Raw genomic sequence first — 11,788 nt, forward strand, 5'->3', positions numbered from 1 at the left:
TAAGTGCGTCGGGCGTCACACTTGGCCGTATTGCTGCCCGTGCCGCAGCCAGCGATCCAGCAGCGGGCTGACATGTTCGGGCCAGCGTTCCAACAAGGCTTGTGCGGCGTCGCGCACAGCAGGCAACAAGTCGGCGTCACGCATCAGGTCAGCGACCTTGAATTGCAGCAGACCGGTCTGGCGCGTGCCGAGCATTTCACCCGGGCCGCGCAGTTCGAGGTCTTTTTCGGCGATGACAAACCCGTCGTTGGTTTCGCGCATGATGCCCAGGCGCTGGCGGCCGATCTGCGACAGCGGCGGGTGATACAACAGCACGCAATGGCTGGCAGCGCTGCCCCGGCCGACGCGGCCGCGCAATTGGTGCAGTTGCGCCAGGCCAAGGCGCTCGGGGTTTTCAATGATCATCAGGCTGGCGTTGGGCACGTCTACGCCCACTTCGATCACCGTGGTAGCCACCAGCAATTGCAGGTTACCGGCCTTGAACTCGGCCATCACTGCGGCTTTCTCTGCCGGTTTCATGCGGCCATGGATCAGTCCGACCTTGAGTTCGCCCAGGGCGCTGGTGAGGTCTTCGTAAGTGGTTTCGGCGGCCTGGCAGGTCAGCTCTTCGGACTCTTCAATCAAGGTACAGACCCAGTACGCCTGGCGGCCTTCGGCGCAGGCGCCGCGTACGCGCTCGATCACTTCGACGCGCCGGGTGTCGGTGACCAGCACGGTGTTGACCGGCGTACGCCCGGGCGGCAGTTCATCGAGGATCGAGGTGTCGAGGTCGGCGTAGGCGCTCATGGCCAGGGTGCGCGGGATCGGGGTGGCGGTCATGATCAACTGGTGCGGATTCATGCGCCCGCCCACGCCTTTCTGGCGCAGGGCCAGACGCTGTTGCACGCCGAAGCGATGCTGCTCGTCGATGATCACCAGCGCGAGGTTCTTGAACTGCACTTCGTCCTGGAACAGCGCATGGGTGCCTACCACCATCGGCGCGCCGGCAGCGATTTGCTCCAGGGCGCTCGCACGGTTCTTGCCTTTGAGCTTGCCGGCCAGCCACGCCACTTCCAGGCCCAGCGGCTCGAGCCAGCGCTTGAAGGTGATGAAGTGTTGTTCGGCGAGAATTTCTGTCGGCGCCATCAGCGCGACTTGGTAACCCGCCTCTAGTGCTTGCAAGGCGGCGAGGGCGGCGACCACGGTTTTGCCTGCGCCCACGTCGCCCTGGATCAGGCGCAGCATGGGTTCTTGCTGGCTGAGGTCGTAGGCGATCTCATTGCCCACGCGCTGCTGTGCTCCGGTCGGCGCAAAGCCGAGGTTGGCCAGGTATTGCGCGGGCAGCCGCGTAGCCTTGGGCATCGCCGGCGCACGCAGGGAACGCATGCTTTCACGCAGGCGCTGCTGGGACAGTTGGTGGGTCAACAGCTCTTCGAAGGCCAGGCGATGCTGGGCCCAGTGATGGCCGAGGGCGAGTTCGTCCACGTCGGCATCTGCCGGCGGGTTATGAAGATAGCGAATCGCATCGGCCAGGGGCGCCAGTTGATAGTCACGCGCCAGCTCCAACGGCAGCCAGTCGGGCAAGCTTTGCGGGCCGAGCAGGGTCAGGGTCTGCATGCACAGTTGGCGCAGGCGTTGCTGGGTCAGGCCCTCGGTCAGCGGGTAGATTGGCGTGAGGGTGGTGTCCACCGGTGGCGGTTCGTCGCCGGTGATGGCGCGGTATTCCGGGTGATAGATCTCCAGGCCCGATGCACCGGGACGTGCCTCGCCGTAGCAGCGCACACGGGTGCCACGCTTGAGGCCTTCTTTCTGCGCGTTGCTGAAATGGTAGAAGCGCAGGCTCAAGCCGCCAGTACCATCCTGCAGGCGCACCACCAGGCTGCGGCGCTTGCCCATCACCACGTCAGCGCCGCTGACAGTGCCTTCGACCACCGCATCCTGGCCTGGGCGCAAATGGCCGATGGGCACGACGCGGGTGCGGTCCTGATAACGCAGGGGCAAGTGGAACAGCACGTCCTGGAGGTTTTCCAGGCCGACCTTGGCCAACTTCTCGGCCATGGCGTCACCGACACCCTTGAGTGCCGTCACCGACACCTGCGACAGCTCAGTCATACGGTTGCTTAGCTCGCAGCGGGCGGCTTGGCCACCGAACACAGGCGGATCGAGTCGGCGAGAATCTCAATTGCCTTGGGGCGTGGGAAGCTGGCGCGCCAGGCGATCGCCACGGTACGGAACGGCACCGGAGGCGTGAGTGGGCGAACTTCGATCACGCCTTGAGCGTAGTGATGGCTGTCTACCGCTGACAGCGGCAGGATCGAAATACCCAGGCCGGAAGCGACCATATGGCGAATGGTTTCCAGGGAGCTGGATTCCACCGTGGTGTGCTTGGCGCCGTCGTTGCCCTTGGTCAGGGTCGGGCAGGCTTCCAGTACCTGGTCGCGGAAGCAGTGGCCTTCGCCGAGCAGCAGCAGGCTCTTGTCGTTGAGCAGGCCGGCGTCGATGGTGTCCTTTTTGGTCCACGGGTGCGAGGCCGGCATCAGCACGTAGAACGGCTCGTCGTAGAGCGGCAGGGTCAGCACGTCCGCCTCGTTGAACGGCAGGGCGATGATGATCGCGTCCAACTCGCCGTTGCGCAGTTTGTCGCGCAGCACGTGGGTGAAGTTTTCTTCGATATACAGCGGCATCTGCGGCGCGACGCGGTGCAGTTGCGGGATCAGGTGCGGGAACAGGTAAGGGCCGACAGTGTAGATCGCGCCAACCTTGAGCGGTGCGGTCAGCTGGTTCTTGCCGGCCTGGGCCAGCTCGCGAATGCTTTGCGCTTGTTCCAGGACCTTCTGGGCCTGGGCAACGATGCCTTCGCCCACTGGGGTGAGGCGCACGGCGCTCTTGCTGCGCTCGAAAATCAGCACACCGAGTTCGTCTTCAAGCTTTTTCACGCCCACCGACAGCGTCGGCTGGCTGACGTGGCAACGCTCGGCGGCATGGCCGAAGTGCTGTTCTTGGGCGAGGGTCACGATGTAGCGTAATTCTGTAAGAGTCATAGCGGGCGTCCATGAAGTTGCGGGCCAAGCATACCGGCTGCAATCGATAGACGCACGTTATCAGAACTTTGCTGTGGATTGAGTGGGGAATGTCGGAAATTGTTGTCGCGGTGAAAGACGATGCGGGAGGGTGCGAGCCCCTCCCACATTGCTCTGCTAGCGGCGACGTTTATCGATGTTGTAAACGAAGGGCGCAACCAGTTCGACACTGCCGTTTTTCAACAAGTCGGCAGGCGGTTTGGGCAAGGGTTGAGCCTTGCGGATCATCTCCAGGGTCGCACGGTCCAGGTCGGCGTTGCCGGAGCGGCCTTCCAGTTCGTAGGACAGTACATTGCCTTCGCCATCGACCACGAAGCGCAAGCGGTTCATGCCTTCCTTGCCACGTTGCTGGGCGCCCGGCGGGTACTTCTTGTACTTCTGCAGGTGCGCCAGCAGGGTACTTTGCCAGGATGCCTGGGCGGCAAGCTGTTGTGCCGAAGGACCGGGAGCGGGCTGGGCGGATTTTTGCGCAGGCGCGTTGCTCGGCGGCGTTTCGCTCGGTGGCTCCTCGGACGGTTTCTCCTTGGGCGGATCGGGCTTTTTCTCCACGGGCTTGGGCGGTTGCGGCTTGGGTTTGGGCTTGACCGGCTTGGGCACCTGGATCGTCGGTTTGGGCGCCTCGGCCAATTTCGGCAGGGGCAGCTCTTCAACCGGTGGCGGCGGTGGCGCCACGACCTTGGGCGGTGCCGGCGGCGGCGGTGGCGCTGGCAGCGGCGCCAGGTCGATGACCATCGCGGCCGGCGGCAACTGGATCACCTGCGGCGCGGACCATTGGAGCGCGATGATGATCGCGACGGCATGCACGCCCAGCACGACGGCGAGGCTGGTGCCGTAACGCGTCAGTTTGTGGCGCGTCGTGATCATTTCTTGGCTGCCGTCTCAAGTCCGACCAGGCCTACCTTGAGGTAGCCGGCTGCCCGCAGGGCATCCATCACGCTCATCAGGTCACCGTAGTCCACGCCCTTGTCGGCCTGGAAGAAGATCGTCGTGTCTTTCTTGCCCTGAGTCTTGGCGTCGAGCACCGGCCCCAGGGTTTCAGCCTTGACCTCTTCTTCGCCCAGGAACAGGCGTTGATCCGCCTTGACGCTGAGGAAAATCGGCTTCTCCGGCCGCGGCGCCGGCTTGGCGCTGGAGGCGGGCAGGTCAACCTTGATGTCCACGGTGGCCAACGGTGCAGCCACCATGAAGATGATCAGCAGCACCAGCATCACGTCGATAAACGGCGTAACGTTGATTTCGTGGTTCTCGACGAGTTCGTCGTCGCCTTGATTCAAATGCAGGCCCATGGCCGATTACCCCACTTTCACCATGTGCGGTTGCGAGCTGCGCTCGGTAGGTAGGTGATCGAGGTCACGGCTGACCAGCAGCAGGACTTCTGCCGACGCATCCGATACCTGAGCCTTGTAGCCGGCGATCGAACGGGCGAAGACGTTGTAGATCACCACCGCTGGAATCGCGGCAACCAGGCCCAGGGCAGTGGCCAACAGGGCTTCAGCGATGCCGGGGGCAACGACGGCGAGGTTGGTGGTCTGGGTTTTGGCGATGCCGATGAAGCTGTTCATGATGCCCCATACGGTGCCGAACAGGCCGACAAACGGCGCGGTGGAACCGATGGTGGCGAGTACGCCGGTGCCGCTGCTCATGTTACGGCCGCAAGCGGCAACCAAGCGCTCCAGGCGGAACGCCACGCGTTCCTTGATGCCTTCTTTTTCGCGGGTGTTGGCCGACAGGCGCATTTCTTCCAGCGCGTCGTGCACCAGGGTGTTGGCCAGGGTGCCCTTTTTGGTTGCGGTTTCGCTCGCTTCCTTGAGGGTAGTGGCTTTTTTCAGGTGGACGATTTCAGCGCGCAGACGACGCTTGGCGCCCAGCAGCTCGAAGCCTTTGGCAATCCAGATGGTCCAGGTGATGATCGACGCGATGGCCAGGCCGATCATCACGGCCTTCACCACTACGTCGGCATTCTGGTACATGCCCCATGGCGACAGGTCGTGGGCCATGCCCAGGGTGTTGTCTTCTTCCAGCACAACGCCGGTTTCGTTGGCAGGTGCGGCGTCGCCCGTGGCCTGGGCCGGGTCGGTAGCCACTGGCGCAACGGCAGGCGCCGTCGGGGCAGCAGCATTCTGCTCGGTAGCTGCCGGAGTGGCGGGTGCGGTGGCATCAGCGAATGCGGCGGTCGGGGCCAGCAGGACGCTGAACAGCATCGCAGCAATCGCACGCCAGGCGCGGGATGGGCTGTGAGGCTTGGTTGGCGAAGCGGGGGTTGTATTACGTGTCATGCTGGCCGGACCTGAGAGAAAAAATGGGTGATCGTCCTTCCAGACCCTTTTGGGTCGAGGACAAATGGGCGGTTATTATTGCAAGTAATTCTTGTTAACTAAAGTGGCACTGTTACTTTATTTCGCTTTTTACTGGCCGTTGATCCACTCGCGCGGCTAATCTGCGCCTTTGAGAATGGAGTTTTATGATGTCTGCGCCTTCTGTTGTGATTGCCGGTTGCGGTGATGTGGGTAGTCGGCTGGCTAGCCAATTGCTGGCCTCGGAATGGGAGGTCCACGGCCTGCGCCGCGATATTTCACGCTTGCCCGACGGCGTGATCGGCATCGCTGGCGATCTGTTCAAAAAGGATTGCCCGGACACCTGGCCGATCGGCGGGGTGGATTATCTGGTGTACTGCGCCGCTGCCACCGACCACGACGAGGCCGGCTATCGCGCCGCCTACGTGCAAGGGTTGCAGCATGTATTGGAGTGGCTGGACGACTACGGCCAGACGCCCAAGCATTTGCTGTTTGTCTCCAGCAGCAGTGTGTATGGGCAGCAGAACGGCGAGTGGGTCGACGAAACGTCAGAGACGCAAGCGAAGGGTTATTCCGGGCAGGTGATGCTGGAAGCTGAGCAAGTGGCGCTCAATAGTGGTATTCCGGCCACCATCGTGCGGCTGACCGGGATTTACGGCCCGGGTCGTGAATGGCTGTTGACCCAGGTGCGTCAAGGCTACCGCGTAGCGGTTGACCCGCCTTTATATGGCAACCGGATTCACGCCGATGATGCGGCCGGGTTGTTGGCCTTTTTATTGCGGCACGTGGAGCAGGGCGGTGCATTGGACAAGGTGTACATCGGTGTCGATGATGCGCCTGCGCCACTGGCAGAGGTGGTGGGTTGGTTGCGCGAGTACCTGGGCGTAACCGAATGGGCTGAGGACGCCAGTGTGCGCCGTGCCGGCAGTAAGCAATGCAGCAATGCGCGCATCAAGGCGCTGGGTTGGGTGCCAACATACCCGACTTACCGGGAAGGCTATACCGCCATCCTGAAAGGCTGAAACCCGGTCAAACATGTGGGAGGGGGCAAGCCCCCTCCCACCTTTAGATCCAGATGACGCTGTTATTACTTTTCAAGCAGCCACTGGCGTGGGCCTGGGGTGAACTGAGGCACTTCATCCGCCTGCGCGGTGTTGATCGCCTGGAAGATTTCCAGCTGCTCACCCTTGCGTACGAAGATCCATGGATTGCCCTGGCCGTTCAGTTGCAGCCAGATGCTGTCGTAGCCGCCGCTCATGGAGGCGCAATCACCCGCCAGGCACAGTGAGTAACGGTCAACGCCAGGCAGACCGGCGATCTTGCCGTCAGCCTGGAACTGCACTGTGGCGCCGTTGCCGGTGCCGTCGGTTATCTTCCAGTCGCCGCCCATGTAGGCCGCATACAGTGCCCGTTCGAAGTTGGCACCCAGTGGTGCGCCTTCGGGGGCCGGGTCTTTGGCGCGGGCGAACAGCTGCTCTGGCTCATTGTCGTTGGCCACTTGCAGCAATTGTTTGCCTTTGCGCTTGAGTTCGGTGGCGGAGCTGCCGTAGAAGTCCACGCTCCACGCGCCGGGTTTTTCACCCGACAACTTGCCTTCCGCTACTTCAAAACCGTTGTAGTAGCGCGCCTGCAACGCCTTGGTATTGACCTCCCACTCAAGGTTGGGGCCATAGGATTGCAGGGCTTCACGCAAAGGGCCGCCCTTGGCTGCCGCGTCGATGGCGGCCTGGTTGATCCAGGTACCGCTTACGTCCAGGTCGGCCGGGTTGCTGGCACAGCCGCCCAGCAACAGTGCGAGCAACGAAGAGGCTACAAGCGCTTTGCGCATTACGAAATCCTTATGAAACGAAGCCGGCGCAGCCTTTTGGGGCTGCGCCGGGTGTTTTACTCGATGACCAGAATGGCGTCCATCTCAACCTGTGCGCCCTTTGGCAGGGCGGCAACGCCGATGGCGGCGCGGGCTGGGTAGGGTTGTTCGAAGTACTTGCCCATGATCTCGTTGACCTTGGCAAAATGGCTCAGGTCGGTGAGGAAGATGTTCAGCTTGACGATGTCCTTGAACGAACCACCGGCAGCTTCAGCCACGGACTTGAGGTTTTCGAAGACTTGTACGGTCTGGGCTTCGAAGCCTTCAACCAGCTCCATGGTCTTTGGGTCCAGCGGAATCTGGCCGGACATGTAGACGGTGTTGCCCGCCTTGATCGCCTGGGAGTAGGTGCCGATGGCGGCTGGGGCTTTATCGCTGGTGATAACTGTCTTGGTCATGAATGACTCCTTGTAATGGATCGGTTATGCACGCATACGGGTGATGCGGATCACACCGGTCAAGGCGCGCAGTTTCTTGATCACGCGGGCCAGGTGCACGCGGTCGTGCACACTGACCACCAGTTGGACCACGCTGATGCGACCATCACGTTCGTCCATGCTGATTTTCTCGATATTGCCGTCGGCCGCGTTGACGCTGCTGGCCAGCAGGGCGATCAGGCCGCGCTGGTGTTCCAGCTCCACCCGCAGCTCGACGTTGAACTCGCCGGTGACATCCTTGGCCCACGAGAGCTGGATGCATTTTTCCGGGTTGTGGCGGATTTCGGTGATATTGCGGCAGTTGTCCAGGTGCACCACCATGCCCTTGCCTGCGGACAGGTGGCCGACAATCGGGTCGCCCGGAATCGGTGTGCAACATTTTGCGTAACTGAGCACCAGACCCTCGGTGCCGCGAATCGCCAGCGGGCCTTCCGGGCTCGGCAGCTGTTCGCCTTCGCCCAGCAAGCGACGGGCGACCACGTAGGCCATGCGGTTGCCCAGGCCGATATCTTCGAGCAGGTCTTCGATGGTTTCCTGGCGATACTCGTGAAGCATCGCCTGCACGCGCTCTTGCGCAATCTTGTCCAGGGCACTGTCGAAGCCGTTGAGCACCTTGTTCAGCAGGCGCTCGCCCAGGCTGATGGACTCTGAGCGACGCTGCAGTTTCAGGGCGTGGCGAATATGCGTACGGGCCTTGCCGGTGACCACGAAGTTCAGCCATGCCGGGTTGGGGCGTGCGCCTGGAGCACTGACGATCTCGACCGTGGAGCCGCTTTGCAGGGGCTCGGACAGCGGCGCGAGACGACGATTGATCCGACAGGCAATGCAGCTGTTGCCCACGTCGGTGTGCACCGCGTAGGCAAAGTCGACCGCCGTGGAGCCCTTGGGCAGCTCCATGATCCGGCCCTTGGGCGTGAACACGTAGACCTCGTCCGGGAACAGGTCGATCTTCACGCTTTCGATGAATTCCAGGGAGTTGCCGGCACGTTGCTGCATTTCCAGCACGCCCTTGACCCACTGACGGGCGCGGGCATGGGTGCCTTTGGGCTGCTCGTCGCCGCTGGACTTGTACAGCCAATGGGCGGCGATGCCGTTGTTGGCCATCTCTTCCATTTCGCGGGTACGGATCTGAATCTCGATCGGCACGCCATGCATACCGAACAGCGTGGTATGCAGCGACTGATAGCCGTTGGCCTTGGGGATCGCGATGTAGTCCTTGAAGCGGCCCGGCAAGGGTTTGTACAAATTATGTACAGCGCCCAGCACGCGGTAGCAGGTATCGACCTTGTCGACGATGATCCGGAACGCGTACACATCCATGATCTCGTTGAAGGCCCGGCGCTTGCCGCGCATCTTCTTGTAGATGCCGTAGATGTGCTTCTGGCGGCCACTGACCTCGCCTTCGATTTCGTCGATCGCCAGGCAATGGCTCAGGGATTCTTCGATCTTGTTGACGATTTCCTTGCGATTGCCCCGGGCGCGTTTGACCGCCTGGTAGATGCGCGCCGAACGCATCGGGTGCATGGCTTTGAAACCAAGGTCTTCGAATTCGATACGAATGGCGTGCATGCCCAGCCGGTTGGCGATGGGCGCGTAGATTTCCAGGGTTTCCTTGGCGATGCGCCGACGCTTTTCGCCGGACAGCACTTCCAGCGTGCGCATGTTGTGCAGCCGGTCGGCCAGCTTTACCAGGATCACCCGAATGTCTCGGGCCATGGCCATGGCCATCTTCTGGAAGTTTTCCGCCTGGGCTTCGGCCTTGGTCTCGAAGTTCATCTGGGTCAGTTTGCTGACCCCGTCGACCAGTTCGGCCACGGTTTCGCCAAATTGCGCGCTGAGCGCTTCCTTGGCAATGCCGGTGTCTTCGATCACGTCATGCAGCATCGCGGCCATCAGGCTCTGATGGTCCATGTGCATGTCGGCCAGGATATTTGCCACCGCAAGGGGATGGGTGACATACGCTTCACCGCTACGTCGGCGTTGGCCGTCGTGGGCTTGTTCGGCGTAGAAATACGCTCGGCGGACCAGGTTGACCTGGTCGGGGCCGAGGTAGGCCGATAAGCGATCGGCGAGGGCGTCTATGCTCGGCAAAGTGTGAACTCCTGCCGATGACTGTGACCCTGCGCCGTGCTACGTCGACCTGGCATAGGCTTAGACGGCCTCGTTGGACTCGTCCTCGAACGCTGCAAACAGCGGTTCGTCTTCAACGATTTCGGCGTTGGCAATGAACTCGTAGCTCATCAGGCCTTCAGCGATTTCACGCAGGGCTACAACAGTAGGCTTGTCGTTTTCCCACTGGACCAGGGGCTCTTTGCCGCCAGTGGCCAGTTGACGGGCACGCTTGGTAGAGAGCATGACCAGCTCAAAGCGGTTATCCACGTGTTCTAGGCAGTCTTCAACGGTTACGCGGGCCATGGTATTCCTCGGAGCGAATGCAAGATGCGCGCTGCCCGGTTGGGCGAGCGGACTGAGCAGTTTAAAAAATCACCAGCGTTTAGGGAAGCGCTGATTTTTCGCAGGTTCTCGCAAAACCGCTACAAGTGCCAATGTAAGGCCCTTGCAGCGGTTTTGGGAAGCGCCAATCAGCCGAGCAGTTCGGCGAGTAATTTGCCGAAACGCTGCTGTTGACGCTTTTGCTGGAGCTGATTGGCACGGAAAATCGCCTTCAAATCATCCAGAGCGTGGGCAAAATCGTCATTGATGATCAGGTAGTCGTAGTCGACATAGTGGCTCATTTCGCTCACGGCTTCACGCATACGCCCTTCGATGATCTCGTCGCTGTCCTGGCCACGGTTGGTCAGGCGCTGGTGCAAGGCTTCAAGCGACGGCGGCAGGATAAAGATCGAGCGTGCCTTGGGCATCAATTGGCGCACTTGCTCGGCGCCCTGCCAATCGATTTCCAGGATCAGGTCGTGGCCTTCGTCCAGGGTCTGCTGCAGATGACTTTGGGAGGTGCCGTAGAGATTGCCGAAGACTTCGGCACGCTCCAGGAAGTCGCCGTGTTCGATCATCTTGACGAATTCGGTACGCTCGACGAAGTGATAGTGCACGCCGTTCACTTCGCCCGGGCGCATGGCGCGGGTGGTGTGCGACACCGAAATGCGGATCTGCTCGTCAGCGTCGGTCAAGGCTTTGACCAGGCTGCTTTTGCCCGCACCCGAAGGGGCGGAAATGATGTAAAGGGTGCCGGTGCTGTGGGTCATGGAGGTTGCCTTACTCAATATTCTGTACTTGTTCGCGCATTTGCTCGATCAACACTTTGAGGTTGACCGCCGCCGTGGTGCTGCGCGGATCGAACGCCTTGGAGCCCAGTGTATTGGCTTCGCGGTTGAGTTCCTGCATCAGAAAGTCCAGGCGCCGACCGGCGGCGCCGCCAGACTTGAGCACGCGGCGCACTTCAAGAATGTGGGTGCTCAGGCGGTCGAGCTCTTCAGCCACGTCGCTTTTCTGGGCAAGCAGGACCATTTCCTGTTCCAGGCGCGTCGGGTCAAGGTCGGCTTTCATGTCGGTGAAGCGGTCGAGGATCTTCTGGCGTTGGGTGGCAAGCATCTGCGGCACCAGTTCGCGCAGGGTGACCACATCGGCTTCGATCGATGTCAGACGCTCGTTGATCAGGCGCGCCAGTTCAGCGCCTTCGCGCTCACGGCCGGCCTTGAGTTCCTTCAGGCCCTGGTTGAACAGCGCGAGGGCTTCGGCGTTCAGGGCCTGCGGGTCGGTTGCGTCGCCCACCAGTACGCCGGGCCAGGCCAGCACTTCCAGAGGGTTCAGCGCGGCCGGTTGCTTGATCAGGCCGGCGATGGTTTCGGCGGCGGCCACCAGTTGTGCGGCGCGGTCGCGGTCCAGCTGCAGCGGTTTGCCGGTGGTTTCTTCGGTAAAACGCAGGGTGCATTCCAGCTTGCCACGGGAAATGCCCTGGCGCAGCGCTTCACGGACGGCGCCTTCGAGGTCGCGGAACGACTCGGGCAGGCGCAGGTGTGGCTCCAGGTAACGGCTGTTGACCGAGCGCAATTCCCAGCTGAGGGTGCCTTGAACCCCGGCTTTTTCGACACGGGCGAAGGCGGTCATGCTGTGCACCATGGAGGTACCTCGTGTTGGATAGATAGAGATTGGCCAGGCCGACCTGTAGGAGCG

General features: G+C 61.6%; 12 protein-coding genes. 1 reads left to right on the top strand and 11 read right to left on the bottom strand.

Features of this window, described 5'->3' with window-relative positions; all coding sequences use genetic code 11:
* Positions 1–15: 15 nt before the first annotated feature.
* The 5 genes from recG to exbB form a co-directional block, all read right to left on the bottom strand.
* On the bottom strand, positions 16–2,091 hold the full coding sequence (gene recG / locus QMK52_RS07850) for an ATP-dependent DNA helicase RecG (protein WP_320403990.1): 2,076 nt from the start codon (positions 2,089–2,091) through the stop codon (positions 16–18).
* Between the two features lie 8 nt (positions 2,092–2,099).
* Positions 2,100–3,020, bottom strand: coding sequence for a hydrogen peroxide-inducible genes activator (locus QMK52_RS07855; protein ID WP_032878710.1), 921 nt, complete (start codon positions 3,018–3,020; stop codon positions 2,100–2,102).
* Between the two features lie 156 nt (positions 3,021–3,176).
* Positions 3,177–3,923: an energy transducer TonB gene (locus tag QMK52_RS07860; protein ID WP_005792493.1), complete on the bottom strand. Its 747-nt coding sequence runs from the start codon at positions 3,921–3,923 to the stop codon at positions 3,177–3,179.
* A complete protein-coding gene (gene exbD / locus QMK52_RS07865) occupies positions 3,920–4,345 on the bottom strand; it encodes a TonB system transport protein ExbD (RefSeq protein WP_003195519.1) in 426 nt (141 codons plus the stop codon). Before exbD ends, QMK52_RS07860 begins: the two co-directional genes overlap by 4 nt.
* A gap of 6 nt (positions 4,346–4,351) precedes the next feature.
* Positions 4,352–5,335: a tonB-system energizer ExbB gene (gene exbB, locus QMK52_RS07870; RefSeq protein ID WP_005792492.1), complete on the bottom strand. Its 984-nt coding sequence runs from the start codon at positions 5,333–5,335 to the stop codon at positions 4,352–4,354.
* A 188-nt stretch (positions 5,336–5,523) separates the two neighbouring features.
* Between exbB and QMK52_RS07875 the strand changes: the two genes are divergently transcribed.
* Positions 5,524–6,375, top strand: a complete 852-nt coding sequence (locus QMK52_RS07875) for an SDR family oxidoreductase (RefSeq protein WP_005792491.1) — start codon at positions 5,524–5,526, stop codon at positions 6,373–6,375.
* Between the two features lie 65 nt (positions 6,376–6,440).
* On the opposite strand, the gene QMK52_RS07880 is transcribed toward QMK52_RS07875, so the two are convergent.
* From QMK52_RS07880 to QMK52_RS07905, 6 genes are all read right to left on the bottom strand, one after another.
* Positions 6,441–7,181: a hypothetical protein gene (locus tag QMK52_RS07880; protein ID WP_005792490.1), complete on the bottom strand. Its 741-nt coding sequence runs from the start codon at positions 7,179–7,181 to the stop codon at positions 6,441–6,443.
* Positions 7,182–7,237: 56 nt separating this feature from the next.
* Positions 7,238–7,618 (bottom strand): RidA family protein, encoded by a 381-nt coding sequence (locus QMK52_RS07885; RefSeq protein ID WP_003176922.1) that lies wholly within the window; start codon positions 7,616–7,618, stop codon positions 7,238–7,240.
* A 24-nt stretch (positions 7,619–7,642) separates the two neighbouring features.
* Positions 7,643–9,748 carry a bifunctional GTP diphosphokinase/guanosine-3',5'-bis pyrophosphate 3'-pyrophosphohydrolase gene (gene spoT, locus QMK52_RS07890; protein WP_005792489.1) on the bottom strand — a complete coding sequence of 702 codons (2,106 nt, stop codon included), beginning with the start codon at positions 9,746–9,748 and terminating at the stop codon, positions 7,643–7,645.
* A 60-nt stretch (positions 9,749–9,808) separates the two neighbouring features.
* Complete coding sequence (rpoZ, locus tag QMK52_RS07895) at positions 9,809–10,072, bottom strand: DNA-directed RNA polymerase subunit omega (protein WP_003176920.1); 264 nt, start codon at positions 10,070–10,072, stop codon at positions 9,809–9,811.
* A gap of 167 nt (positions 10,073–10,239) precedes the next feature.
* Positions 10,240–10,860, bottom strand: coding sequence for a guanylate kinase (gene gmk / locus QMK52_RS07900; protein ID WP_003213284.1), 621 nt, complete (start codon positions 10,858–10,860; stop codon positions 10,240–10,242).
* 10 nt (positions 10,861–10,870) lie between these two features.
* Complete coding sequence (locus QMK52_RS07905) at positions 10,871–11,734, bottom strand: YicC/YloC family endoribonuclease (RefSeq protein ID WP_005792488.1); 864 nt, start codon at positions 11,732–11,734, stop codon at positions 10,871–10,873.
* Between the last annotated feature and the right edge of the window lie 54 nt (positions 11,735–11,788).

The sequence above is a fragment of the Pseudomonas sp. P9_2 genome (assembly GCF_034008255.1).
Lineage (GTDB): Bacteria > Pseudomonadota > Gammaproteobacteria > Pseudomonadales > Pseudomonadaceae > Aquipseudomonas > Aquipseudomonas synxantha_A.

What these genes read in the sequence shown, in the direction of transcription:
- QMK52_RS07885 (WP_003176922.1), bottom strand. Translation starts at nt 7,618, where the DNA reads ATGACCAAGACAGTTATCACCAGCGATAAAGCCCCAGCCGCCATCGGC.
- exbD (WP_003195519.1), bottom strand. Translation starts at nt 4,345, where the DNA reads ATGGGCCTGCATTTGAATCAAGGCGACGACGAACTCGTCGAGAACCAC.
- gmk (WP_003213284.1), bottom strand. Translation starts at nt 10,860, where the DNA reads ATGACCCACAGCACCGGCACCCTTTACATCATTTCCGCCCCTTCGGGT.
- recG (WP_320403990.1), bottom strand. Translation starts at nt 2,091, where the DNA reads ATGACTGAGCTGTCGCAGGTGTCGGTGACGGCACTCAAGGGTGTCGGT.
- exbB (WP_005792492.1), bottom strand. Translation starts at nt 5,335, where the DNA reads ATGACACGTAATACAACCCCCGCTTCGCCAACCAAGCCTCACAGCCCA.
- QMK52_RS07855 (WP_032878710.1), bottom strand. Translation starts at nt 3,020, where the DNA reads ATGACTCTTACAGAATTACGCTACATCGTGACCCTCGCCCAAGAACAG.
- QMK52_RS07860 (WP_005792493.1), bottom strand. Translation starts at nt 3,923, where the DNA reads ATGATCACGACGCGCCACAAACTGACGCGTTACGGCACCAGCCTCGCC.
- QMK52_RS07875 (WP_005792491.1), top strand. Translation starts at nt 5,524, where the DNA reads ATGTCTGCGCCTTCTGTTGTGATTGCCGGTTGCGGTGATGTGGGTAGT.
- rpoZ (WP_003176920.1), bottom strand. Translation starts at nt 10,072, where the DNA reads ATGGCCCGCGTAACCGTTGAAGACTGCCTAGAACACGTGGATAACCGC.
- QMK52_RS07880 (WP_005792490.1), bottom strand. Translation starts at nt 7,181, where the DNA reads ATGCGCAAAGCGCTTGTAGCCTCTTCGTTGCTCGCACTGTTGCTGGGC.
- QMK52_RS07905 (WP_005792488.1), bottom strand. Translation starts at nt 11,734, where the DNA reads ATGGTGCACAGCATGACCGCCTTCGCCCGTGTCGAAAAAGCCGGGGTT.